Source organism: Clostridium sp. CM038 (genome assembly GCF_055081105.1).
The window spans coordinates 2,325,356-2,351,822 of record NZ_CM143651.1 but is presented as its reverse complement, the minus strand read 5'-3'; the positions used below and the strand labels follow the sequence as shown (position 1 = coordinate 2,351,822).

At 29.2% G+C, this 26,467-nt stretch carries 27 protein-coding genes; 25 read left to right on the top strand and 2 right to left on the bottom strand.

What is annotated here, in order from left to right:
* Positions 1 to 14 precede the first annotated feature (14 nt).
* The 4 genes from ACWJKS_RS10875 to uvsE all read left to right on the top strand — a co-directional run bounded on the left by ACWJKS_RS10875 (position 15) and on the right by uvsE (position 3,199).
* Positions 15 to 275 carry an HPr family phosphocarrier protein gene (locus ACWJKS_RS10875; RefSeq protein ID WP_462959582.1) on the top strand — a complete coding sequence of 87 codons (261 nt, stop codon included), beginning with the start codon at positions 15 to 17 and terminating at the stop codon, positions 273 to 275.
* Between the two features lie 92 nt (positions 276 to 367).
* Positions 368 to 1,345, top strand: a complete 978-nt coding sequence (locus tag ACWJKS_RS10870; protein ID WP_220285886.1) for a tyrosine-type recombinase/integrase — start codon at positions 368 to 370, stop codon at positions 1,343 to 1,345.
* Between the two features lie 273 nt (positions 1,346 to 1,618).
* Positions 1,619 to 1,945, top strand: a complete 327-nt coding sequence (locus tag ACWJKS_RS10865) for a CGGC domain-containing protein (RefSeq protein WP_165412195.1) — start codon at positions 1,619 to 1,621, stop codon at positions 1,943 to 1,945.
* Between the two features lie 9 nt (positions 1,946 to 1,954).
* The gene (gene uvsE, locus ACWJKS_RS10860) at positions 1,955 to 3,199 is read left to right on the top strand and encodes a UV DNA damage repair endonuclease UvsE (protein WP_220319504.1); all 1,245 of its coding nucleotides are present in this window, start codon (positions 1,955 to 1,957) and stop codon (positions 3,197 to 3,199) included.
* A 365-nt stretch (positions 3,200 to 3,564) separates the two neighbouring features.
* Here uvsE and ACWJKS_RS10855 read toward each other — a convergent pair whose 3' ends face one another.
* Complete coding sequence (locus tag ACWJKS_RS10855) at positions 3,565 to 4,419, bottom strand: cell division protein (protein ID WP_220319505.1); 855 nt, start codon at positions 4,417 to 4,419, stop codon at positions 3,565 to 3,567.
* Positions 4,420 to 4,847: 428 nt separating this feature from the next.
* Between ACWJKS_RS10855 and ACWJKS_RS10850 the strand changes: the two genes are divergently transcribed.
* The 19 genes from ACWJKS_RS10850 (at position 4,848) to ACWJKS_RS10760 (ending at position 23,271) form a co-directional block, all read left to right on the top strand.
* Complete coding sequence (locus ACWJKS_RS10850; protein ID WP_220285884.1) at positions 4,848 to 5,483, top strand: HutD/Ves family protein; 636 nt, start codon at positions 4,848 to 4,850, stop codon at positions 5,481 to 5,483.
* Between the two features lie 38 nt (positions 5,484 to 5,521).
* Positions 5,522 to 6,712, top strand: coding sequence for a sensor histidine kinase (locus tag ACWJKS_RS10845; RefSeq protein WP_462959581.1), 1,191 nt, complete (start codon positions 5,522 to 5,524; stop codon positions 6,710 to 6,712).
* Positions 6,713 to 6,726: 14 nt separating this feature from the next.
* A complete protein-coding gene (locus ACWJKS_RS10840; protein WP_462959580.1) occupies positions 6,727 to 7,383 on the top strand; it encodes a response regulator transcription factor in 657 nt (218 codons plus the stop codon).
* Positions 7,384 to 7,517: 134 nt separating this feature from the next.
* Positions 7,518 to 8,456 carry an ABC transporter ATP-binding protein gene (locus ACWJKS_RS10835; protein ID WP_462959579.1) on the top strand — a complete coding sequence of 313 codons (939 nt, stop codon included), beginning with the start codon at positions 7,518 to 7,520 and terminating at the stop codon, positions 8,454 to 8,456.
* Between the two features lie 20 nt (positions 8,457 to 8,476).
* Positions 8,477 to 9,715 carry an ABC transporter permease gene (locus ACWJKS_RS10830; RefSeq protein ID WP_462959578.1) on the top strand — a complete coding sequence of 413 codons (1,239 nt, stop codon included), beginning with the start codon at positions 8,477 to 8,479 and terminating at the stop codon, positions 9,713 to 9,715.
* Positions 9,716 to 9,762: 47 nt separating this feature from the next.
* Positions 9,763 to 10,938, top strand: coding sequence for an ABC transporter permease (locus tag ACWJKS_RS10825; protein ID WP_462959577.1), 1,176 nt, complete (start codon positions 9,763 to 9,765; stop codon positions 10,936 to 10,938).
* Between the two features lie 102 nt (positions 10,939 to 11,040).
* Positions 11,041 to 11,370 carry a single-stranded DNA-binding protein gene (locus ACWJKS_RS10820; RefSeq protein ID WP_462959576.1) on the top strand — a complete coding sequence of 110 codons (330 nt, stop codon included), beginning with the start codon at positions 11,041 to 11,043 and terminating at the stop codon, positions 11,368 to 11,370.
* Between the two features lie 321 nt (positions 11,371 to 11,691).
* On the top strand, positions 11,692 to 13,170 hold the full coding sequence (locus ACWJKS_RS10815) for a nuclease/transposase family protein (protein WP_462959575.1): 1,479 nt from the start codon (positions 11,692 to 11,694) through the stop codon (positions 13,168 to 13,170).
* Positions 13,171 to 13,332: 162 nt separating this feature from the next.
* The gene (locus ACWJKS_RS10810) at positions 13,333 to 13,446 is read left to right on the top strand and encodes a peptide-methionine (S)-S-oxide reductase (RefSeq protein ID WP_462961071.1); all 114 of its coding nucleotides are present in this window, start codon (positions 13,333 to 13,335) and stop codon (positions 13,444 to 13,446) included.
* 145 nt (positions 13,447 to 13,591) lie between these two features.
* A complete protein-coding gene (locus ACWJKS_RS10805) occupies positions 13,592 to 15,580 on the top strand; it encodes a sigma-54-dependent Fis family transcriptional regulator (protein ID WP_462959574.1) in 1,989 nt (662 codons plus the stop codon).
* A 359-nt stretch (positions 15,581 to 15,939) separates the two neighbouring features.
* Positions 15,940 to 16,416 (top strand): Na+/H+ antiporter subunit E, encoded by a 477-nt coding sequence (locus tag ACWJKS_RS10800; RefSeq protein ID WP_462959573.1) that lies wholly within the window; start codon positions 15,940 to 15,942, stop codon positions 16,414 to 16,416.
* Positions 16,409 to 16,678, top strand: coding sequence for a monovalent cation/H+ antiporter complex subunit F (locus tag ACWJKS_RS10795; RefSeq protein WP_462959572.1), 270 nt, complete (start codon positions 16,409 to 16,411; stop codon positions 16,676 to 16,678). Before ACWJKS_RS10800 ends, ACWJKS_RS10795 begins: the two co-directional genes overlap by 8 nt.
* On the top strand, positions 16,675 to 16,995 hold the full coding sequence (gene mnhG, locus ACWJKS_RS10790) for a monovalent cation/H(+) antiporter subunit G (RefSeq protein ID WP_216303056.1): 321 nt from the start codon (positions 16,675 to 16,677) through the stop codon (positions 16,993 to 16,995). The genes ACWJKS_RS10795 and mnhG overlap by 4 nt, the downstream gene beginning before the upstream one ends.
* Positions 16,982 to 17,221, top strand: coding sequence for a hydrogenase subunit MbhD domain-containing protein (locus tag ACWJKS_RS10785; RefSeq protein ID WP_216303055.1), 240 nt, complete (start codon positions 16,982 to 16,984; stop codon positions 17,219 to 17,221). The genes mnhG and ACWJKS_RS10785 overlap by 14 nt, the downstream gene beginning before the upstream one ends.
* Entirely contained in the window at positions 17,218 to 17,940 is a 723-nt protein-coding gene (mbhE, locus tag ACWJKS_RS10780; protein ID WP_462959571.1) for a hydrogen gas-evolving membrane-bound hydrogenase subunit E, read from the top strand. The genes ACWJKS_RS10785 and mbhE overlap by 4 nt, the downstream gene beginning before the upstream one ends.
* 2 nt (positions 17,941 to 17,942) lie before the next feature.
* Positions 17,943 to 18,305 (top strand): sodium:proton antiporter, encoded by a 363-nt coding sequence (locus ACWJKS_RS10775; protein WP_216303053.1) that lies wholly within the window; start codon positions 17,943 to 17,945, stop codon positions 18,303 to 18,305.
* 1 nt (position 18,306) lies between these two features.
* Positions 18,307 to 19,779, top strand: a complete 1,473-nt coding sequence (locus ACWJKS_RS10770; RefSeq protein WP_462959570.1) for a complex I subunit 5 family protein — start codon at positions 18,307 to 18,309, stop codon at positions 19,777 to 19,779.
* Between the two features lie 16 nt (positions 19,780 to 19,795).
* Entirely contained in the window at positions 19,796 to 21,241 is a 1,446-nt protein-coding gene (locus ACWJKS_RS10765; RefSeq protein ID WP_462959569.1) for a proton-conducting transporter transmembrane domain-containing protein, read from the top strand.
* A gap of 17 nt (positions 21,242 to 21,258) precedes the next feature.
* On the top strand, positions 21,259 to 23,271 hold the full coding sequence (locus ACWJKS_RS10760; RefSeq protein WP_462959568.1) for a complex I subunit 5 family protein: 2,013 nt from the start codon (positions 21,259 to 21,261) through the stop codon (positions 23,269 to 23,271).
* Positions 23,272 to 23,308: 37 nt separating this feature from the next.
* On the opposite strand, the gene ACWJKS_RS10755 is transcribed toward ACWJKS_RS10760, so the two are convergent.
* Positions 23,309 to 24,409, bottom strand: coding sequence for an iron-containing alcohol dehydrogenase family protein (locus ACWJKS_RS10755; RefSeq protein ID WP_462959567.1), 1,101 nt, complete (start codon positions 24,407 to 24,409; stop codon positions 23,309 to 23,311).
* Positions 24,410 to 24,772: 363 nt separating this feature from the next.
* Between ACWJKS_RS10755 and ACWJKS_RS10750 the strand changes: the two genes are divergently transcribed.
* Together ACWJKS_RS10750 and ACWJKS_RS10745 are read left to right on the top strand one after the other, a co-directional pair.
* On the top strand, positions 24,773 to 25,483 hold the full coding sequence (locus ACWJKS_RS10750; protein ID WP_462961070.1) for a pseudouridine synthase: 711 nt from the start codon (positions 24,773 to 24,775) through the stop codon (positions 25,481 to 25,483).
* A gap of 83 nt (positions 25,484 to 25,566) precedes the next feature.
* Positions 25,567 to 26,439 (top strand): MurR/RpiR family transcriptional regulator, encoded by an 873-nt coding sequence (locus tag ACWJKS_RS10745; RefSeq protein WP_216303110.1) that lies wholly within the window; start codon positions 25,567 to 25,569, stop codon positions 26,437 to 26,439.
* The last annotated feature ends 28 nt before the right edge of the window (positions 26,440 to 26,467 follow it).

Here is a 26,467-nt window from a genome sequence, read left to right as displayed (position 1 = left end):
CGAGGTGAAGTTAATTGATAACAAAGGAAGTTCTCGTTAGTAATTCTAAAGGATTGCATGCTAGACCAGCTACATTATTAGTAAGAAAAGCCGCGTCTTTTAAATCAGATATAGGTATAGAATATATGGGCAAAAAAGCTAATATTAAGAGTTTAATAGGCATTTTATCTCTAGGAGTCGGTCCTAATACAACTGTAAACGTTATAGCTAATGGTGATGATGAAAAATTAGCTTTAGAAGAAATAGTAAACTTAATTAATGATTTAGAAGAATAATTATAGCCTGTATATTTTAAAAAGCTGCTAACTTACTGTTTGCAGCTTTTTAAAATGTATAGAAATTTAAAAAATATTAAAGGGGAATACATATGATAAACAATATTACACAATTCAACTATAATTCAGATTTGACTTTAGATAACAAAAATTTTATATGGTATTTTCTTGAAATCAAGTCTAGAAAAAGTAAATATACTGCTAAAAGCTATGAACGAGATATAAAAGATTTTTTTTGCGTAAGTTCTATTTATGACATCACTATAGAAGATATTAAAAAGGTATCTATACTACATTCGCAAAATTTTATAATGAATTTAATGAATAAAAATATGTCCTCTGCTACTATAAACAGGAAAATATCATCATTGAGTGCTCTCTATAAGTGGTTATTAAAATATCAAGATAATTCTACAGGCATTCATATAATTAAATATAATCCTTTTGGAAATTTAAAAGAAGAAAAACCAGTGATAAATAATAAGGAAACTGAGTTTTTAACAAAAGAAGAGTGTAAAGTCTTATTAAATAGTATAGATACATCCACTATATTAGGACATAGAAATAAAACTATATTAGTACTTGCTTTAACAACTGCTTTAAGAAAATCTGAGATTATAAATATTAAGATAAAGCATATTACAACGCATACAGGTTATGATGTAGTAAAAGTAATAAGAAAAGGCGGTAAAGAGGATATAGTAAAAATTCAAGGGAACGTTCTTACTATGATAAATGAATATATTAGGTTGACTAAAAGAAATAAGTTATCTAGTGGCGAGGAGTATTTATTTATTGGACATTCAACTAATGGGAATAATAAAGAAAAATTAGATGCAAGCACTTTAAATTACATGATAAAAAGAGTATGCAAAAATGCAGGTATAGATAAAGATTTACGAGTTCATTCTACCAGGCATACAGCTATTACACTAGCAATTTTAGCAGGGGCTACAGTAGAGAAAGTTAGGGATTTTGCTGCACATAAAAATCTAGCTACTACTAATAGGTACATTCACTCCGTAGATAAGCTGAAAAATAATGCTGGAGATTTAATTGATGTATTTTAAATTGAAGTATCGGAAAGGGTTAGCGTATATTGAAAATAATGATAAATATGGCTATATGGATAGCCGAAAGCATTAGGATGCAATTATACCTTTAACTTGGTTTTGTACCTCTAAGAAGGCATAAGGTTGGTTTAAACATGTAATAAGTATGGGTTTTAAATAAGGAAGGCAATTTTGTTATAAAACATTAATTAAATATGTTATATAAATCACATCTTATACTTTTGTATTTAGATATAATATAGTATATAAATTATTAAGGTGGTTATAAATATGAAAAAGATTGCTGTATTAAGATGTTTTAAAGTTTCTAGTAAATGCTCAGGTTCTGGTTGTATAAAGGCATTTAACAATAAGACAGCCTCATTCAATGATTATGATGCTAGTTTAGACATGGTAATGCAAATACCATGTAGCGGATGTAACGCAGATTCATTAAAAGAAATGCTTAATTCCTCAGAGGAATTAAAAAAACAGGGTGTAAGCAGTATACATTTATCAACATGCATTAGAGCAACATGTCCTTATTATAATGAATTTGTTAAAGGACTTTCAAAGGAATTTGAGGTTGTTGGATACACTCATGGGAGGAAAAAATAGGAGGTAAATATGAAAATCGGATATGCATGCATACCACTTACAACAAATGCAAGAACAAATAGAAGATTAACGCTCAAAAACTTTTCGGAAGAAATGTTTTTAGAAATATTAGAGCAAAACTTAATAGATCTAAGAGGAATATTAGAGAATAATGAGAAGTATAACATAAAGTTATTTAGAATAAGTTCAGATATAGTTCCATTAGGAAGTCACAGTATTAATGAAATTCCATGGCATAAACATTTTCAAAACGAATTAAATGAAATAGGCGAGTATATAAAAGAATGTGGCATGAGAGTGTCTATGCATCCAGGTCAGTACACAGTACTCAATGCAGAAAAAGAAGAGATTGTAGCAAAAGCAATTAAAGATTTGGAATACCATGCTAGATTCCTTGATTCATTAGGTGTGGATTCAAGCAATAAGATAATACTTCATATTGGTGGCGGTTATGGTGATAAAAGTGCTGCTATGAATAGGTTTATTGAAAATTTTAAAAGATTATCATCTTCGGTAAAGGATAGGCTCGTAATTGAAAATGATGGAAAAATATTTAATATTGATGATGTACTTTTAGTAAGTAAGGAAATTAATATACCAGTAATATTTGATAACCTTCACCATCAGTGTAATCATGAAATAGAGGTGCCTATAAAAGAAATAATGAGGAAGGTAGCTAAAACATGGCAGAAAAAAGATGGTAATATAAAAGCCCACTATAGTCAGCAAAATTTGCATAAACAGATAGGGGCTCATTCAAATACGATAATAGTTAAAACCTTTCTAGAATACTATGATGAAGTTAAAGAATTTAATATTGATATTATGCTAGAGGTAAAAGACAAAGATATTTCGGCTATAAAATGCAATATTATAATTAACAACAGGGATAAGAAATCAAAGGCTGGAATTATAGAAAAACAGTGGGCTAAATATAAATATGTATTAATGGAAAGAAATTATAAATATTATAAAGAGTGTAGTAAATTGATAAAAGAGAATTGCAGTATTGAGGAATTCTATGAGTATACGGATGAAATAATAAATTTTGATGTAGAGAATGGAAGTTTTGTAAGTACTGCAGAGCATGTTTGGGGATATGTTAAAAATGCTGCTTCGGATAAAGAACTAACTCATTTTAAAAAAATCCTTTTAGATATGGAACATAAAGAAAAGGTTAAGCTTTATTTGAAAAAATTAAGTGTTAGATATAATGCTGAATATATACTTAATTCCTATTATTTTTATTATTAATAAAGATTGTTGCAAATAAAAAACGCCATATGGTGTTTTTTATTTGCAATTTTTTATATCAAGAATTTGTTTGAATATACTATGAATATAAAATTTCTGGATTAAATCATCTCCTGCGGAGCTGCATATTAACGACTTCAGAAGGAGATTTATACTCCCACTGAAGTTTTCTATGTTAGGGAATGTAAACCCCACTTATAGAAGTAGGAGACTTTCTTTCTGAAATGTCGTTAAAATATAAATTAAAGCATATATAGACTAGGAGTATAAACTAAATAAAAGTACATTTGGTTACCATAACTAGGATTATACTCGCAAATTTCTTGATTTTGATACTCCAAAAGGGGGGCCGAACGTTAAGAATATTATGAATTAATTTTGGATTTTGCGAACCAAGTTATAGATATAAAATATCCTATTATCGGGGAAACTCCGTATCCCATCAATGGAACTGGAAAATTTCCAAATAGAGTAGAAATTAAAATAATTATAAAATACATACCAATGCTTAGTGATAACAATTTATATTTTTTTGGTGAAAAAAATATAAATGGCAATGGCAATATTACAAGAGAAATAACCCCTAAACTAAGCCATATTATTCCCATACTCGCTACCAAACTAACTATATTTTCAACATAAGATACAGGTTGTAATCCATCTAAAAACACCCATGAAATAATAATCAACGCAGAAAGTAACACTACAATACAAGAACGAAAAATATTGTTATTAATCTTATTCCATAACAACATTATCATTGGAATAGCAAATGCAGTTAGCATAGAAGCATCAGGTTGTAAAGCAAGCAAAACTGATATAACTATTGTAATAGCAGCTGAAAACCACCAATCTCTTATTTGTAACAATTCCCATAGATTTATAATTATAATAGGTAGGACAATAACTGCAACGTAAAACTTAATTGGCCCAACAGATACCCATCTATGAACGCCTTCTATTCCTGAACTAATAAAAGTTAGAAATAAAAGAATAACTGCAACTATAATAGTAGTGGTATTAGTGCTTGCATTATTTTTAACTTTAGATTTTTTTAATAGTATAAAGTATGAAATTATTCCAGCTAATACTAAATAAAAAATGTTTTGAACAAAAATAGCAATTGGTACTTTAGTGGTGTACATTGCTATCCCTCCAATAGTTATTGATGGTACTGCCATCAATAACGGTATAAAATTCAATAACCTCAATTTTTTCATTTTTAACTCCTTACCAAATAAATATTATTTTGGAATTTATATTAATGAATGATAAAATACAATCCTGAATTAACTGATATGAATATATTATTAGAATTATTAGGTTTAATCTCTCCAAAGTATTTATAAATTATTAGTTTTACTTATTTCCTCTATTGATTTGTATAAAGTTGGCTTTGAAATATCAAACATACTGCAAATAACTTTAACTGTTGTTTTACTTTATTATTATATCACTTAAGATATAATAATATCGGATAGTTTACACGATATCAAGTTCAGATTTAGAAATTGTTAATCCTAAATATTTTTAATTAAGTCCCAGATTAAAGTACAAACTAAAAATTATGACTTCTACTTTCGAAATAAAAGGAAAATACATATAAAAATAGAATGTAAATATGATAAGTAATAGGGGGGAATTATAAATGTCTTACAATATTGAAATAATTAGAAAAAATCAACATAAAACAAGTGAATGGTCTGGTGGTACAACAACAGAGCTTTATATTTATCCTAATGATTCACTATATGGTAATCGTAATTTTAAATGGAGGCTGAGTTCTGCAAAGGTTGGAGTAGAACAATCTACATTTACATCTTTACCCGGAATATCAAGGATTATTATGATTATTGAAGGAAAACTACTTCTTGGCCATGAAGGTCATCATAATGCTGTGTTAAAAGCATTCGAGCAGGATAGCTTTAGTGGAGAGTGGAAAACAACAAGTTTTGGTAAAGTTGTAGATTTTAATTTAATGATGGCACAAGGCTACACGGGGAGATTAGAATCAATTTCAGTTAATAAAGGGGAGTTTAAAGATATATTGTTACACAATAATATCAATGATGCTGAAAAATCTCATCAAATCACAGAAGCATTTTATATAGTGAAAGGTGATGTAGAAATAGCTACAGAAACAAAGGAAAAAATAAATCTTAACAAAGGTGATTTAGCATTAGTAACTACAACAGAGAAAGAAAACAATTTAGAACTTAAGGTTTATAGTAGCAGTCAGGAAGAATCTAAAATTATAAGAGCTTCTATATTTTATTGTGAATAATTTTAAAATTAATATATATATAAATTGGATGTGGTAAATTGAAGAAAAATAACTATCCGTTTTTAGAATTAATTAAATATATAGTATATTTTTTAGTAGCGCTTTCAGTTGTTATGACCGGTGAATATTCTATGAATATTATGACTAAATTCATTATTTGTATGCTGCTATATATATTGAATACTCAGATAAGAATGTATTTTTTATATAAGAAAAAATATGCAGTAATAATTTCTCTTTTTATAGATTTAGTATTAATTTCTATAATCTATTATAGTTTTGGTGGGTTTATTTTTGTATATTATTTCATTTCAGTTTTGGATGCTGCATTGATGCTTCCTAAAGCATATGCATATGTAGTTATTTCATTTTTATATGCAGCGGTATTATTCCAAAGCAGTAAACCAGTTTATGGTAAGATGCAGAATTATATTTTAATTAATATGATTTTTAATACGGTGATTGTAGTTATATTTGGAGTCTTAGGAAGATATATTGAAGAAGAAAGAGAGAGGAAAAGTGAAGCACAGCACTTATATGATAAGCTAAGAATATCAGAGGAAAATTTAAAAGAGACCTACGAAAAGTTACAGCAGTATTCAAATACTGTAGAAGAACTAACTATTTTGAGAGAAAGAAATAGAATATCGAGGGAAATCCATGATTCTGTTGGGCATACCTTATCTACACTGCTTATTCAGCTTCAAGCAATTCCTTATGTAATGAAAAATGACCCAAATGAAGGTGGAAAAATGGTGGATAATTTAGTTCATTTCACTAAAAATGGCATTGAAAATGTTAGAAGGACGGTAAAAGAACTTAAACCAACGGATTTTGACAGTTATCAAGGAATTTTTGCGCTTCAAGAACTCACTTCAAATTTTGAAAAACTTAGTGGAGTTAAGGTAAGGTTTATTGTTTCTAATGAAAAATGGACATTGAATGGAGATCAGAGCTTCACTTTATATAGAATAGTTCAGGAATCACTTAATAATTCACTTAATCATGGTAATGCATCTAGTGTGATTATATCACTTCAGTTTTTAGAAGATAGGTTATATTTACATATAAAAGATGACGGAAAAGGTTGTCTTAAAATTAAAAGTGGTTTTGGATTAACGGGTATAGAACAGAGAGTTAAAAGTCTAGGGGGAGAAGTTAATTTTCATAGTGAAAAAGGTTTTGAAATTAGTATATCCATGCCCAAAATTGAGAGTTTGGTAAAATAACAGGGGGTTGGAATTTGGAAAAGATTAATATAGCAATTGCAGATGATGAAGTACTTATAAGAGAAGGATTAAAGATTATATTAAGCTCTAATTTAGAAATAAATGTAGTGGGGTTATGTGGTAACGGAGAAGAAGCTCTAAAATTATGTAGAAATGAAAAAGTGGATGTAGTCCTTATGGATATAAGAATGCCTTTGTGTGATGGAGTTATGGGTACCAAACTTATAAAAAGTGAGTTTAAGGATATAAAAATTCTAATACTAACTACATTTAAAGATGATGAGTATATATATGATGCTATGAAGTATGGTGCAAGTGGCTATCTTCTAAAAGATACATCCTATGATATTATTATGGATGGCATTAAAAGTGTGTATAGAGGCAATGTAGTTATGCACCCTGAGGTAGCAGCCAAAATGATAAATAATACCAAGTCCAATTCCAAAAATACACTAAGTAATATTATGGATAAATATAAGCTGACTTTAAGACAAGTAGAATTTATAATTGGTATTGGAACAGGGCTTACAAACAAAGAAATTGCTAACAATCTTTTTGTTACAGAGGGAACAGTAAAAAATCATATTACAGAAATACTCTCAAAGCTTGAATTAAGAGACAGAACTCAAATAGCGATTTTTGCACTTAAAAATTATTTAGTGGATTTTTAATTTTATGACCATTACTTAAGAACATGACTTAAGTAATGGTCAATTTTTTATAGTCATTACTTAACTCAATTGCTATAGATACTGGAAATTTATATAATATAAATATAAACAGATTATTTAAAGGAGTGTTGAATTTGTCAATAATTGAGATAAACAATGTAACAAAAAGATATGAGGATAAATTAGCTGTTGATAGTATAAATCTTAATATAGAAAAAGGGGAATTGTTTGGATTGGTTGGACCTAATGGTGCTGGAAAATCCACTCTTATTTCAATGATTTGTGGATTGTTAAAAGCCGATAGAGGTGATATAAAGATTTTTGATAATTGCATAAATAAAAATTCTGTAGAAGCTAAAAAACATATAGGATTTATACCTCAGGAAGTGGCACTGTATGAGAATTTAAATGCGTATGACAATCTTGTATTCTGGGGTAGCATGTATGGATTAAAGGGAAGCACGCTTAAAAATAGAATTAAGGAGGTTCTTGAAGCTACAGGACTTACTGATAGATCAAAGGATAAAGTAAAAAAATATTCGGGGGGTATGAAAAGACGTCTTAATATTGCAGCGGCAATAATGCACCATCCAGATATTATCATTATGGATGAACCAACAGTGGGAATTGATCCTCAATCAAGAAATCATATACTGGAGTTTACTAAAAACTTAAATAGTGAATATGGGACAACGGTTATATATACAAGTCATTACATGGAAGAAGTAGAGAGTTTGTGTAATAGGATTGCAATATTAGATGAAGGCAGGGTTGTTGCTAGCGGTACTAAAGATGAAATTAAGAGAATGGTAACAAATGAAGAAAAATTAGAAATTATTGTAGATAATTTTAAAGAAGAAATCATATTAAAATTGAGGAGGATAGAGGGGGTTAAGAGAATAAAATATAGTAATCCGTTGCTAACTTTGACTGTTGAAAATTCGCAGAGGAATCTTCAGGATATTATTATGATCCTTATGTCTTCATCCGTAAGAATAAATAATATAAGTGTTGATTCACCAAACTTAGAAACTGTATTTTTAAGTTTAACTGGGAAGAACTTAAGAGACTAAAAAATGTGGAGGTGGGATAAGTGAAAATATTTAGGATATTTATAAAAGACATCAAGGTATTTTTAGGAAATATAAAATTCTATGTACTTATATATTTGATTATGCCTCTTTTATTAGGAGTTCTTTACGGTATGGTGTATGAAAAACAACTTAATCCAGATAGGCATATTCCTATAGTAAACGTAGCCTTAATAGATATGGACAAAAGCTCATACACGGCTCCTTTAAAGGATATTCTTACAAATGATAATATGAAAAAGTTTGTAGAACTTAGCCAGACACCTGATATAGATGAAGTAAAAGCTAATCTTCAAAAAGGAAAGCTTAAGACTGCCATAGTGATACCAAAGGGTTTTTCAGAAAAGGTTCAAAAAGGTGAAACTATTAATATAAAAGTTTTAAAGGCATCCTCATCTGGTGTTGAATCACAGATTATTTTTGATATAGTAAATTCTTATGTGCAAGTACTTAATAATAATGTAAATATATTTTCTGCAATAGACGGGAGTGTTAATGATAAAACTTCTATAGACATGTTGAAAGAAGCAATTATAACTCAGACGACCACCTTAAATAGTGAAAATTTTATAAATACAGTTAATATAATTAAAGATAAACAGCTTAGTGGAAAACAAATTTTCACAATATCAATGTTAGCATTCATTAGCCTTACTTTAGCAGTAATGGGAGCGCAAAATATGGTAATAGAAAAAGAAGAGGGCACATTTGCAAGATTAAAATCTACCACTTTAAGTATGAAGAATTTGTATATAGCTAAAATATGTTTTATGTTTTTTGTAACTCTAGTGGATATTACATTATACATGGGCATTTGTAAAATTATTGGAATAAGCCTTGGGGACAGTTATGTAGAACTGATTTTAATTGGTGTTTTACATGCATTTGCTATAACAGGTATTAGTGCTTCCATAATGAATTTATATAAAAGTCAGCATAAATTAAATGCAATCCTTCCAGTAGTAATTACGGTGTTTGCTATGATTGGTGGAAGTTTTTATCCCATTGGGAATAGCAGCAAAATCATGCAAGAAATTGCTAAAGTCGCACCTAATTATTGGATTCAGGATAGCTATAATAAAGTAGTGATTGGAGGAAGTCTAAAAGAGCTAACGGTAAATATTATAGTACTCTTAAGTATTGGAATTTTAGGAATAGCTTTTGGTGCATTTTTCATGAGAAAAAAAGAAGGGAATAATCTATTTAAAACATTAAATAAGGGAGGAAAAATTCAGATATAGTAAAAAAGTTTAAGTGAATTTATTGTTAGGATAAGGAGGCGACAAGAATGCAGGTTATTCATATGGCATTTTTACATTTAAAAAGAATGTTAAAGCAAAAAACACCTATATTTTCAATGATTTTAATACCAGTTTTAGTAGTAGGCACAATTGCATATTTTACAAGAGATTCTAAAGATTCATTTAATGGGAGTGTTAATATTACAATAGTTAATAAAGACAATGGAAGATTAGGTAATAAACTTATAGAAGAATTAAAGACAGATGAAAATTTTGAAATCAAAGAATTAAATATTAAAGAGGCTCAAATAAGAATAAAAGAGAATAAGACAGGAGTAGCTTTGGTTATACCTGAAGGATTCACTGAAAATTTAGAAAGTGGTAACTTAAAGAAATTAGATATAATGAAATTGTCAGATGGTAATATGGATATTATTATTTCTAAAAAAGTAAATAATTTTGTAACTCAAAGACTTCTTTCAAATAAAGTTATATCCGTTATAAAACAGAATGATATTGTGATAAATAAAAGCTATGGTGAAATTTCAAGAAAAATAGATACTTCTTTAAGTAATAACCCGGTAAAAGTGGAGCTAGAAGAGATTAAAAAGGATGGAACGCGCACTTTATCAGGTTCATTATCTACAAGTCTTATAATTAATTTTCTTATGTTCTCAATGATATACATTGTCATAGAAATGGTGGAACTTAGAAATAATAAAACCCTAAGAAGAAGTTTATCAACGCCAAATAAAAATGGCAGCATAATAGGTTCTGTGCTTTTATCTATGTTATTCTTATGTTGGATTCAAATAGGGCTTTTAGTAATAGTAACAAAATATATTTTTCATATATATTGGGGGAAATCAATGTTTGCAGTATTTTTGATATTTACTATTTTTATAATGGTTGTTTTAAGTCTTGGATTATTAATATCAAGGTATGCTAAAAATCAATCTCAGGCTGCTGGTATTGTTAATTTAGTAGTAACCCCAACATGTCTTATTAGTGGAACATTTATGCCACTTGAATTTCTTCCAGCAGTATTTAAGAAAATAGCTTATTTTACTCCGCAAAATTGGGCACTGTCTGCACTTAGTGATGTGGCATTAAAAAATAGTGGTGTTATAGATATCCTTCCAAAGTTAGGGATCTTAATTCTGTTTGCACTTGTCTTTTTCACAGCAGGATCAAAATCATTAAAGGAAATGGTTGAAGTATAAGCACACTAATATTTAAAAGAATAACAAACATTTGTTTGTATAAAATCTCTTCTTATTGTCAATAATTTTAAAAAGTTACTAAATAAAAAGGAGAGATATTATATGAATAATGTATCAATAATTGGAAGAATAACAAGAGAACTGGAACTTAAGAATTTTAATGAGGGTAAAGGGTTTTATACTAGATTCACATTGGCAATTAATAAAGTATCACATAAAGATATACAACCTGAAGCTGATTTTATAAACATTGTGGCATGGAATGGAATGGCAGAGACGCTGTGTAAATATTTAAAAAAGGGAAGTCAAATTGCTATAACAGGTAGACTATCCAGTAATAGCTACACAGATAAAGATGGAAATAAAAGATATAGCATAGAAGTTGTAGCAGAGGATTTTAAATTTTGGGATAATAAACAGCAAATAGTATAATACTCATAAAATTATTGCTGTGGTATTTTTTAGAAAATGGTAATAATATAAAATTTGTATGGTAGGTCATCTAAAATAAAAGAACGCTTTAGAAAGCAATCGAGTTTATAAAAGTGAAAAGAATACTCGCGACTTCAGTCATGAGATGAATTTTAGGATGCAACATTCAAATTATAGTAATTAATAACTAAGTATATTTACTATGATTAGTTAATCAATTGGGCATATTAATACTAAGGAAGAAGGTGAATATTGTGATAAAAAAAAACTCCGACGTATATATTAACGTTGTTATTGAAAACAGAATTGTGCCAAGAAGGCATGTTAAATAAAAGATTCGAAATAGGTAGAAACATATATAATTCAGTTCTTAGAAGAGTTATGGATAGATATAATTTAATGCTAGAGTCTAAAGAATATAGAAATTTAAAAAGGCAATTAAAATTATCTAACAAAAGTTATCATGAATGTGATGTTAAAAAACTTAAAAATAGTTTAAATAAGCATAGAAAAGAATTATATAGACAATTACAGATTATGTATGGTAAATACGGGTTAACACAATATTCACTATATGAAGATGTAAAACCAATGTATAAGCATTTTAAAGACAATATAGGTAGTTTAGAAGCTCAAGCCATAGCTGATAGAGCGTGGACTGCAATAAACAAATTATTAGGCGGAGATAGTAAAAGAGTATATTTCAAAGGCTATGGTGAGTTTAATTCTATTGAAAATAAATGGAATAAAAGTGGTCTTAAATATGACAATGGTGTAATAATCTGGAATGGATTAAAAATCCTCATAATTACAAAATTTAGTGATATCTATGCTCAGAAAGCTATTGAAAGCAGGATTAAGTATTGCAGAATAGTTAGAAAATTAATTCGTGGGAAGTATAAATATTACGTGCAATTAGCATTAGAGGGAACGCCTCCTATAAAATATAATAAAGAAACTGGTGAAGTCAAAAGAAGAATTGGTTTAGGTAATGTAGGAATTGACATCGGTACAAGAACGATAGCAATATCCAGTAAGTCCGAAGTTAAGTTATTAGAGCTGTGCCCAGAAGTTGAAAATATTCAAAACGTTAAAACAAAATTATTGAGAAAGATAGATAGGCAAAAAAGAGCAAATAATCTTGATAACTATAATGATGATGGAACTATTAAAAAAGGCATTACGGTTGGCGGTAAGAAAACAAAATTAACATGGATTAAATCAAACAAATATATTAAAACTCAATATGAATTGAGTAATATCCAGAGGAAACAAGCCGATATTAGGAATCAATCACACGAAAAGTTAGCTAATTATATTATAAGTTTAGGAGATAGGATATGTGTTGAGAAAATGAGTTTTAGCGGATTACAAAAAAAAGCAAAGAAAACTACAGTTAATGCTAAAACGGGTAAGTTCAATAAGAAAAAAAGATTTGGAAAGAGTTTGAGCAACAAAGCTCCTGCCATGATTGTAGAAATCATTAATAGAAAATTAAAATATGATGGATTAGAAATATTAAAGATTAATACTCAGAAAGTAAAGGCTAGTCAATTCAGTCATTTCACAGGAGAATATAATAGAAAAGAGTTAAAAGATAGGTGGAATACGTTTGAAATTCAAAGAGATTGTTATTCTGCATTTTTGATAATGAATGTAGGCGATGATTTAGAGAAAATTGATAGAAGATTATGTGATAAAACTTATGATAATTTTAAAAAATTACATGATAATGAAATTAATAGATTAAAAGAATTAAAATCAAGTGGATTTAAACTAATATCAAGTATGGGAATATAATTAAACAAAATGGTTTTGAATTGAGCCATTATACTATCGCTAATAGGCTAATAGTAGCCTTTGGTAGTAAAAGTCTTGTCGATATAAATTAGTTTTAATACGTTGTAATATATAGAAGTTATAAAATTTCTATATATGAGAGTATTGAAGAAGTTTAGGTAGATAAGAACCATTCGACTTCAGTCGTGTGAGGTTCAGGATGCTGAAGATTATCACCAAAAGTATCTACAAAAAAATCCCGGTGGTTACTGTCATATCAATTTAAATGATGATTAAGTTAAATTAATTGATTCTTAAAAATTCCTTGTTTTTTCAGGGGATTTTTTTTTGCTTATTCAATATTTTCAATAGCCATTTTATATAATTAGACATATAATTAGACATATAATTATATTGAAATGCTATGAGAGGGAGGATTTATTTGCCAAATAAAAAATTGCTTGGTAATTCTGAAGATATTATAAAAAAGTGGCAATTATTTGTTTCAAAGGGTATTTTAAATAAAAATGGACTTCGAGATATTATCTCAAAGTCTTGGGAACGAAGTAAATTGAATGATATAGATCCATTTAAAAAGGATTTTCCAATTGAACTTACGCAGGATAATCTAAAAAAGAAGTATAAGGAATTTATGCCTCTGTTACAGACAGCTAAACCATTTATGCAAACACTGTACAATCTACTACAAAATTCGGATTTTATGATTCGTTTAACAGATAGAGATGGATATGTATTAGATCATATTGGAGAGGATAGCTTAATGCGGCAAAATAAATTTCTGGTGTTACAAGATGGATATAATGTAAAAGAAGAAGTAATAGGCACTAATGCGATTGGTCTTTCATTAATAACTGGTGAGCCAATACAAGTACTTGGTGGCGAACATTATTTGCATGAGTATCATAATTGGACTTCATCTGCATGTCCTATAAAAAATGAAAAGGGCTTAGTTTTAGGGGTATTAAGTATTACAGGTAACTATGAATTTGTACATCCACATACGTTAGGTATGGTAGTAGCCGCAGCAAAGGCTATAGAAAAAGAAATGAAGTTAGAGTATTACAATAAAAAATTGAAAATAGTTAATGAACAATTTTATCAAATTACAGAATCAATTTCCGAGGGCATTATTAGAATAGATAATCAAGGTAATATAATTAGTATGAATAGATTTGCAAGAAAACTATTGGGATATAGCGGGAAAGATGTACATAATATGCACATAGGTGATGTTTTATCTAATAATAGTGGTAAGGATATTGTAAATATTATAGATAATGGAAGAGAGTGTCAAGAGGAAGAAATAGATTTTACTACAAAAATGGGTAGAAATAAAACTTGTATAGTTAACGTTGCCCCCATAAAGATTTTTAGCTCTAGTGACTTAGGTGGGGTGCTAATTACTTTTAAAGAGAATAAAGCAGTTCTAAGTATGATTAATAAAATTGTTGGAGCTAATGCAAGATATACCTTTGATGATATATTTGGAAAAAGCCAAAGTATAACCCATTCTATTAAATTAGCATCAATTGCGGCTAAGACTGATGATACTATACTTTTGCAAGGAGAAAGTGGCACAGGCAAAGAAATGTTTACACAAGCTATACATAATGCTAGTAGAAGGAAAGACAGACCATTTGTATTTTTAAATTGTGGAGCTATTCCTCGTGATCTAGTTTCTAGTGAACTCTTTGGGTATGTAGAAGGTGCTTTTACTGGAGCTAAAAGAGGTGGACATCCAGGAAAATTTGAGCTCGCAAATGGCGGAACAATATTTCTTGATGAAATAGGCGATATGCCCTTAGACGCTCAGATAAGTTTACTTAGGGTTTTAGAAGACCACATGGTAGTAAGAGTTGGAGGACATGATGTTATACCAATAAATGTTAGGGTTATAGCGGCTACTAACAAAGATTTAAAAAAAGAAGTTGAACTAGGAAAATTCCGAAGTGATTTGTTTTATAGGATAAATGTTATGCCAATTTATATTGCTTCCATTAGAGACAGAAAAGAGGATATCAAGATATTTATTGATTATTTTTATGAAAAATTCAGTGAATCTAATGAAAAGAATATAAAAAGAATAAGTGAAAGCTTTTATAAAAGTATGATTAATTATAATTGGCCCGGAAACGTTCGCGAATTACAAAATGTTATGCAACTTGTATTAAATGTAGCTGAAAATAATAGTGTAATTACAAATAAGAGTTTGCCAAGTTATATAAATGAAAAGGAAAATGTTGGAGAAGTAAGTGGCGCAAAGCAACTACTTACATTAGAACAAATCGAAAAAGATGCTATTATGCAAGCGTTGATTAATGTAAATGATAATATGGCAGCTGCTTCTAGAATATTAGGTATAGGGAGAACTACATTGTATAGAAAGATGGAAAAATATAAGATTAGTTAAATCATCACCTGCGGTGCTGTAATAAGTTGAATTTCTACACCAATAATGATTAGTGTAGAATAGAGTAATCATTACCAGTTAATATAATTATAAAAATCGTATCAATGTGGTACAAGTGTTTCAAAATGGTGCATGTAATCGTTAGCTATAATAATATAGTGTGCCGTATTGGTACGATTTTAAATAAGGTGCTTTTATGAAAAACAAAAATTTTATTTAAAATAAAAAAATCAAGTTTATAAACCGTTGAAAATCAATGGATTATAAACTTGATTTTTTTGTAAAAGAAAATTTGGCATGTTTATTGCTAGTTAAATATATAAAGAAACTGAGTAAAAATTCATAGGGGGATTTTTAAAATGTATTATGGAATTGTATATTTATATTTATTATTTTGGATTGTTCTATCAGCAAATGCGAAAGTTGAAACTATTTGTATTGGTATAATAATAAGTTTATTAGTTAGAAATTTAAATAAGGGTTTGATGTGTAGTGATAGACAAGTAAATTTCAAGAAAAATATTGGAAAATGGTTATCTTACACAATTATATTGATAAAAGAAATAATAGTTTCCAATTTTAATGTGGCAAAAATAGTTTTGAACCCTCGAATAGTAATATCGCCACAGATAGTAACAATTAACACAAAAATAAAATCTGATTTTCTTAAAACAATTTTTGCTAATTCTATAACATTAACGCCGGGAACCTTAACAATTTCAATGGATAGAGATAAAATTACTGTGCATTGTTTGAAAAATGAATTTGTAAATGGGCTAATTAATTCAGATTTTGAAAAAAAAATTTTAGAAGTTGAGGAAGACATTTATGAGTAAACTATTGATTTTTTCTATTTTATTTTTAGCGGCTACAATTTTTTTATGTATGTTGCGAGCGATTAAGGGGCCAAGTGCAGCAGATAGGCTTATTGCTATTAATGTTATAGGCACTAAAACTATTGTACTTATTCTTATAGTTTCATTTTTACTTAATGAAACTTATTTTGTGGATGTAGCAATAGTATATGCTTTGATTAGTTTTTTATCTGCTATTGTAATAGCTAAATTTATTGAAAATTCAGAAGGGAGAAATATATGAGAGAGTTGATTGTTGCTATTTTTCTCTTTGGAGGGTTATTCTTTTTCATGGTTGGAACACTAGGAATTATAAGATTTCCAGATGTGTTTACAAGAGCCCATAGTGCGGCTAAATGTGATACCTTAGGGGCTATATTATGCCTATCTGCATTGGTAGTATTAAATGGATTAAATATGGTTAGTTTGAAAATTGTATTAATTATTGTATTTGTATGGATTGCGAATCCAACAGCTACACACTTAATTGCTAAGGCTGAGTATACCCGGCAAGCGTCTCTTGCGAAAATAAATGGGGTGAAAAAACATGAAGATATTTAGTTTGATAATGCTGATGTTCTTAATAGGCTCTGCTGTAGTCGTTTCTACTATAAAAAGTTTGCTTGGTGCAATAATAGTATTTATGGTTTATAGCCTTATCATGACAATTCTATGGCAACAGCTAAATGCTCCCGATTTAGCAATAACTGAAGCCGCAGTTGGAGCAGGTATTACTACAATTTTATTTATACTTACACTAAAAAGAGTTAAAGGAGTAAGAAAATGAGAAAATTTTTATCTATTGGGATTACAGCAACTCTAATTATGATTTTACTTTTGGGGGTTAATGAACTCCCCAAATTTGGACAATATGATAATCCCGCCAATAATGAAGTTGCACATTATTATATAGAGAAAACAACAAAAGAAACTGGTGCAATGAACATTGTTACAGGTATTATTTTAGATTACCGTGCCTTTGACACTTTTGTTGAGTCAAGTGTATTGTTTACTGCTTCAATTATAGTTTTGTTACTTCTAAAGAAAGAAAGGAACCCTAAGGATACAGGTACTTACGAAATCATTATAAAAAGTACTATTTTAAAAGAAGTAAGTAAAGTGCTAATACCTTGCATTCAGATTTTTGGGATTTATATAATTTTTTATGGACATCTAAGCCCAGGTGGGGGATTTGCAGGTGGAACAATTATAGGCACAAGTTTCATCTTATATAGAATAATTTATGGTAAAAAGTTTACAGATAAAAAATTACCATTCGCAAGATTAATAACCTATCTATGTGGAGCAATTATGTTTTATGGGTTATTAAAAGGGTATAGTTTTATAACTGGTGGAAATCATTTAGGGCTTCCGCAGCCTAGTTTAGGAACACCAGGCAATATACTCAGTGGTGGATTTTTATTGCCACTTAACATATTAGTAGGAAGTATTGTAGCGATTACTATATACTTTTTTTTCACTTTATTTGACAGAGGGGAAATTTAATTATGGAAGGATTAATAAATAATTATTATGAGACTGGCGCAATCATACTGTTTGGAATTGGTTTTGCAATATTATTATTGCATAATAATTTAATAAAAAAAATAATTGGTATGAATATAATGGATACAGCAATTTTTTTATTTTTTATTGCAAAAGGATATATTTTAGGTAAAGATGCTCCCATTATTATAGGGGCGCATAAAGGAATTCAAGGTTACATCAATCCTGTTCCATCTGCGCTTATGCTTACTGGGATAGTTGTAGCAGTCAGTACAACAGCATTTGCCCTTGCACTAACAGTGAGGTTGTATGAAGGATACGGTACCATTGAACTAGATGAAATTATTAAGATGAGGAGTGATTAAAATGAGCCTAATCGAGAGTTTTCCACTTACAATTATATTGATATTGTTCATTTCGGCATTTATAATGCCTTTAATTAAAAACACAAAGATTGTTAAGGGTATTAGTTTAATATCAATGACAATAGTAATGATTTTAGCAGTGATAAATTTAATCTTTGTTATTAACAAGGGAGGATATTTATATAGAATTGGACATTTTAATGCACCTTATGGAATTGAATTCCGCATTGGAATAATTGAGGCTATAATGGGTTTGGTTTTTACATTTGTTTCACTTATGATAATTTGGTATTCAATTTATAGTATAGAAAAGGAAATCAAAGAATCAAAGGTAGCTTTATATTATTTACTTATAAACATTTTAATAGGTTCCTTACTCGGCGTAGTATATTCTAATGATTTGTTTAACTGTTTTGTATTTATAGAAGTAGGAACACTTGCGTCTTGTGGCACTATTATTGTTAAAGACAAAAAAGAAAACATAAAAGCCACTATGAAATATTTAATTATGAGTTGCATCGGATCCGGCCTTGTACTTATGGGAATTGCTTATTTGTATTCAATGACTGGGCATTTGAATATAGACTACATTCATGAAATATTAATTGAAAGCCACTTAAATTATCCAAATGCAGTACTGATTTCTATAGTTTTATTTATTGTTGGTCTTGGAGTAAAAAGTGCTATGTTCCCACTTCACAATTGGCTACCAGATGCCCATTCAAGTGCACCTACCTCCTCAAGTGCACTTTTATCTTCTTTAGTTTTAAAGGCATTTGTTTTACTTTTAATTAAAATATTATATAGACTTTATGGAATAGAAATAATTAAGTATTATTCTGTTTTGAATATTATACTGATATTAGGTAGTTTAGGAATGATAATGGGCTCAGTTTTTGCTATCTTTCAAAAAAATATAAAAAGAGTTATAGCATATTCTACTGTGGCACAAATGGGGTATATATTTCTTGGGATAGGTCTTGGAACTGATTTAGGAGTTTCCATTGCTATATTCCATATTATTGGGCATTCGGTAACTAAATCAGCTTTGTTTTTATTAGTTGGTGGAATGATAGAACAAACAGGACATAAAACATTAGAACATTTAAAGGGAATAGGGAGAGAAATGCCACTAACCTTAGGATTATTTTCTATGGGTGCACTATCTATGATAGGAATTCCGATATTGCCTGGATTTGTAAGCAAGTGGCACTTATCTTTAGCATCTATAGCATCTGGAGATACAATTTTAGTAGCGGTTATATTGCTTAGCAGCTTATTAAATGCAGTATATTATTTTCCAATCATAATAAATGGATTTTTTGGAGAAGAAAATTTACAAGATAAAGTATATAAATCAAAAAGCAAACCTGTAAAAGAATTGATGCCTGTAATTTTTCTAGTGATTTCAATGGTTTACGTGGGATTAACATCTAGTGGTATTATAGATTTAATTAGCCTAGGACTTAAGTAGAGGAGATGCTTCGCAGTTGAATAATATCACAATAATAATACCAATTTTATTCCCATTTATATTAGCAATAATTATGGCAACAATAAAATTAGATGAAAAGAAAAGAAATATTTTTGTTAGTATGGGCGTTATATTAAATTTTATTTTTCTAGTTACTATATTTTATGTGTTTGGAGAAAGTAGAACTCATCTATTCAAAATAAATGAATTTCTAGATATTTATTTTAAAATAGATAAGTTAAGTATATTGTTTTCTTTATTAGTTGCAATTTTATGGATTTTCACTGCTTTCTATGCCATAGAATATATGAAACACGAAGGCAAAGAGAGAAAATTTTATACTTTTTTTCTTGCAACACTCGGTGTAACCATAGGAATTGCCTTTTCGGGAAATCTTATAACACTTTACGCTTTTTATGAATTTCTTACATTGTCAACCTTCCCGCTTGTAATTCACACTGATTCAAAAGAAGCGTTAAAAAGCGGGAAAAAATATCTGATATATTCATTTGTAGGAGCCACATTGGTTTTGCTTGGAATGATTTTATTATTCAGCATTACGAAGGATACAACATTTAATGCTCATGGTATTTTGCCAGCACTAACAAATGATAATAAAAACCTATATTTGGTAAGTTACGTTTCCATGTTTTTAGGTTTTGGAGTTAAAGCGGCCCTTGTGCCATTCCATTCATGGCTACCTGCAGCAATGGTTGCTCCAACTCCCGTTAGTGCACTGCTTCATGCAGTCGCTGTTGTAAAATCGGGAATTTTTGCTATTATACGGATGAGTTATTTTATCTTTGGGACAGAAATAATCAGGCAGCTCCATATAAATATATTTTTAAGTATTCTGATAGTAATTTCAATTTTAATGGGTTCATTCTTAGCATTACATCAAGAAAATTTAAAAAAGAGGTTAGCTTACTCAACCATTAGTCAATTAGGATATGTATTATTAGGCGTGGTTCTTTTAAATGAAGATGCATTTGTTGGAGGTCTGCTTCATTTAATTAATCATGCAGTAATTAAGATTGTTCTTTTTTTCTGTGTTGGAGCGATAATGTACACTACGGGGAAAACAGAGATTAGTCAGATTAGAGGTATTGGCAAACAGATGCCAATAACAATGGGGTGTTTTAGTGTAGCTGCAATATCACTTATCGGAATTCCACCAACAAATGGTTTTGTTAGTAAGTGGTTTCTAGCTCAAGGCGGACTTACAGAAGGGAAAATGGTTTTTCCTGCAATATTGCTTATTAGTGCATTATTAACTGCTTTATACCTTCTTCCAGTTATAAAAGAAGCCTTTTTCAAAAAAGGGGAGAACACTATAGTTAAGGAAGCACCAATAAAAATGTTACTACCCATAGTTATGATAACCATTATAATTGTTTTACTTGGATTATTTCCTAATATGCTTATCTCATTTATTCAGAAAATTGCTAGTGAGGTAATTTAAGAAAGGAGGGTATTATATTGAAATCCACTACGTATTTACTGTTTATTCTGCTGTTCCCACTTATTAGTTCTTTAATAGGCTACATTATAGGCATGAAAAATGAAAAATATAGAGATGTCTTTAATATTGTAATGACTGCCATTGTATTTGTGGTTACTACTATATTATATAAATATGTTGTAGTACAGCCAATAGAGCTATCTATACCTTATATTATGGGTACAGGCCTTCATTTAAAATTGGATATGTTTAGATATGTTTTTGTCTGGCTTACAGCTATGATATGGTTTTTAACTACAATATATTCAACACAGTATTTAAAAAATCCTAAAAATAGGAATAGATATTATCTGTTTTTTATGTTAACTCTAGCGAGTACTATTGGAATTTTCATATCAGAAAACTTCTTAAATTTGTTTACTTTCTTCGAAATTATGTCTTTTACATCATATGCTTTAATAATTAACGATGAAGATGATTATTCGCATGATGCAGGAAATACTTACATTATAATGGCAGTAACTGGTGGTCTTATTTTGCTTATGGGATTATTTTTGCTGTATAATTATACTCAAACATTAGATATTAGTGAGCTTAGAGCTTGCGTAAGCAAGTTAGGTGATGTAAAGTATCTTATCGTAACTCTAATTATTATAGGGTTTGGTGTAAAAGCAGGAATGGTACCATTACACATATGGTTACCGAAGGCATATCCTGCAGCGCCAACGCCTGCAACTATTGTTTTATCTGCAGTTTTAGCGAAGACCGGTATATTTGGAATTATATTAACTATTGAAGTAATTATGAGTGGAGATTTTATGATTTCAATTATTATTCTAGTGATAGGTCTTCTAAATATGTTCATTGGTGGTTTTCTAGCCATGATGCAGAGAAACATAAAAAGAATTCTTGCATATAGTAGCATGAGTCAAATTGGCTATATTCTTGTTGGAATAGGATTAATAGGGGTTTTGAAAGAGCATAGAACTATAGCTATTTATGGTACAATGTATCATGTTATAAATCATGGAATTTTTAAAGCCTTATTATTTATGGGCACAGGAACCATATATTTGCTGCTAAATGAGGTTAGCATAAATAAAATTGGTGGCTTTGGAATTAATAAACATGCATTAAAGATAATGTTTTTTATAGGCGTTCTATCGGTAATAGGGATGCCTGGTTTTAATGGATTCACTAGTAAAACAATGCTGCATGAGGCACTTATCGAAGCGGAGCATATGTATGGGGGGGTGTTTTTTAAAACATGTGAAATTGTGTTTATAATAAGTAGTAGCTTTACTGTAGCCTATTTACTGAAAATATTTGTAGCTGTATTTATAGAAAAAAGCAATCAAAATATTGAAAAGGTAAAGGCAAAGATAACTAAAATGACACTTTTACCAATGGTTATATTTAGTTTAATGAGTATTTATATTGGACTTAATCCAAGTGTAATCTTACATGTGCTAGATAAAGCTTTAAAGCCATTTGGAAATGCTGAGCCAATAGCCGTGGATTTCTACACTTTTAATAATATTAAAAGCTCCTTTATAATAATATTAATTGGTATCGTAATTTATATGGGATTTATAAGAAAAGTGTTAAAAAAAGGGGAAGGTACTAATTGGTATTATGTGAACCCAACTTTAAATTGGATAAGTTTAGAAAAACATATATATAAGCCTCTAGGAAAAGGTATTATTTTTATTAGTTGCTTTATTTTTCATATAATTGATCGCTTAGTAGTTAACAGTGTTACTTTTATAGGGAGAAGTATTGATTCAATTAATAAAAGGGAAATCGATTATGGAAAAGCTATTATAAGAAGGATGAGAAGCGTATTCATCAATTTATTTAATACTCAAGATATTAATAAATGCAAAATTGAGATGGCAGAGGAAAAGTCAGAAATTATAAATGTAAAATCAAAAATAGAAGAAATAGGGTATAACATGAATAGTTTAACTTACTCATTATTTATATTTGGTATATTACTCGTAGTGTGTTTGTTATTTTTAATGTCCTAAAAAAAAGCAAATGTTAATTTGCTTTTTTTAAAAATATTTATAATTTGAAACTATTCTTATAAATATTTAGTATATCTTCTCGCTTTACAGGTGTGGGATGATTTTTTAACTTATTATTGTTTAAGGTCATTTTGTCACTATAAGAACATACGTCTTCATAAGTTACACTATTTACATCACCAAGCATAGAGTTTAGAAAATAGCCAAGTTCATCTAAATTCTCTAGGGTTAATAGATATAAAATCTTTTTAACTTTACTTTTATCATCGCAAAATTCTAAATATGACTTTAAAAGTATTCCATTTGCTTTCCCATGAGGTATATTATGAAAATATGTAAGAGCATAACCCATTCCATGTGGAAGAGATGTTCCAGATTGCGCTATAACCATACCAGCTAAAGTAGAAGCTACCATTAGTTTTTTTCTTATAGTGTAGGTGAAATCTTTTTCTTTTATCATATTTAGACATTCACCAAATAATTTTAATCCCTTTTCTGCTAAAGCATCACTTAATATACTTGCGTTTGTTGACAAATATCCTTCTATTAAATGTGATAAAGCGTCTACTGAAGTATTAATAGTTATTTTTTCTGGTAAAAACATTAGATATTTTACATCCAGCAGAGCATATTCAGGAAATATTCTTTGACATATACCATGCTTTGTTTGTAGTTCATTATCTGTAACTATAGAATAAGGAGTTGTTTCAGTTCCTGTTCCAGCTGTTGTTGGCACGGCAATTATAGGTATAGATTTTAAATTTGGGCTTTCAAATAAATTACATATTGTATCATCTGGGTTATTTATGAGCACACCGGCTGCTTTTGCGGCATCAATGGGAGATCCCCCTCCGATTCCAATAATGAAATTAGATTTTTGTAATATTCCAAGTTTTGCAATGGCTTCTACAGTTTCTAAAGAGGGATTTTCTTCTACATTATTAAAAACATCATATTTAATTCCCTCTTTTTTCAGCGCATTAGTAACATCTTTTAATGAACCATTAGTGATTGAAGAGGTTTTACCAGTAACAATTAAAGCTTTTTCTCCATAATTACAAAATAAATTGCTATTTTTTAGTACTACGTCTTCATCTAGTAATATTTTTGTTGGCATGTAGTAATTAGTAAAGTTCATAGTATATCCTCCTTTTATAATAATATATTTTGTGTATATTATAGCATTAGATACATCAAAATAAAAACAAGTTAAATCTATTATTAACGGTGCTTGTGTTTTAAAATGAAAAATAATTTTTCAACAATTGATTTTTTATTAATATACTATATAATTATCCGTGAAGACTTATTTATATATATATTAATTTTAATTTTAAATCAATTTTATTTCATAATAGATTATGAAATGTGGTTAGAAATATTTGGTGAAAAATACATTTATAGTGATATTCATTTATTAAGTGGAATTTAGCTTATGAAATTTTTTTAATAGGAGATATATATTTATACAGTGACTAAAATAATATTAGGAAGTGATATAGTGGAAGAACGATTGCAAAAATTCATGGCGAGCTGTGGTGTTGCTTCACGAAGAAAGTGTGAGGAAATAATTACATCAGGAAGAGTAAAAGTAAATGATTTAATGGTTACAGAACTTGGTCATAAAGTTGACCCTGAAAAAGATAGGGTACATGTGGATAATAAAATTATCAATATGGAAGAAAATAAAGTTTACATTGCACTAAATAAACCAGAAGGGATAGTATCTACTGTAAAGGACGAAAAAGAAAGAAAAACTATTCTAGATTTGGTGAAGGTAAAAGAAAGAATATATCCCATAGGACGGTTAGACTATGATACATGCGGTTTAATTATATTAACGAATGATGGAGATATCTATAATAAGGTTATTCACCCAAGACAAGCAATCAACAAAGTTTATTTAGCAATACTAGAAGGATGTCCAAATGAAGAAGAAATATCTAAGTTCTGTAATGGGATAGATATTGAAGGATACATTACAGCGAAAGCGGATCTTCAAATAAATAAGAGGGTTGGATTCAACTGCAGGGCTACAATTACTATACATGAAGGGAAAAATCGCCAAATCAGAAAAATGTGTGATGCAATAGGACATCCAGTTATTGCATTAAAAAGAGTTTCTGTGGGCAATATTTTATTAGGCGATATGGAAAAGGGTTCATGGAGAAACTTGACTGAAGATGAAATAAAATATTTGAAAAATCTATAATTAAATGATGCATTTTATGTGGGACATGAAGGAGTTTTTCATTTTATTTGGTTGGAATTAACATAGAAAGGATTGAGTTAGTTATGGAAAACAGCAAACAAGATTTGATGAGGTCTATTCAAATCAAGTTTCCACGGTTAAGCAAGGGGCAAAAATTAATAGCAGAATATATTTTAAAACACTATGATAAGGCAGCATTTATGACCGCAGCCAAATTAGGTACTAGTGTAGGAGTAAGTGAATCTACTGTTGTAAGATTTGCTAATGAGTTAGATTTCACTGGTTATCCAAAACTACAGAAAGCTCTTCAAGAATTAATTAAAAACAAACTAACTACCGTTCAAAGAATTGAGTTGTCTAACGACTTCATTACGCAAGAAAATGCATTAAAAGGTGTATTAAAAGCTGATATGGAAAATATTAGAGCTACTCTGGAGAAGATTAATTATAAAACTTTTGAGGAGATAGTAAATTCACTATTTAAGGCTGAAAGAATATACATAATCGGGCTTAGAAGTTCATCTGCATTAGCAGAATTTTTGGGTTTTTATTTAAATCTTATTTTAGATAATGTTAAGGTTGTAGCATATGGTGTCAGCGATATATTTGAGCAGATGCTTAATGTTAATGAAAAAGACGTAGTAATTGGAATAGGGTTTCCAAGGTACGCAACAAGAACAGTTGAAGCTTTGGCTTTTGCTAAAAGTAGAAATGCTAATGTTGTAGCAATTACAGATGGTTTATTATCTCCACTAGCTGCTAAAGCCGACTATACATTAATAGCTCAAAGTAATATGGCTTCATTTGTTGATTCTTTAGTAGCGCCACTCAGTGTAATAAACGCATTAATTATTGCTGTGGGATTAAGAGAAAAAGAAAAAATTTCAAGGACATTTTCTAATTTGGAGACCGTATGGGAAGAATATCAAGTTTATTCTTATAAAGATAAAGATTAGGATGATTAGTATGAGATAAGTGGATATA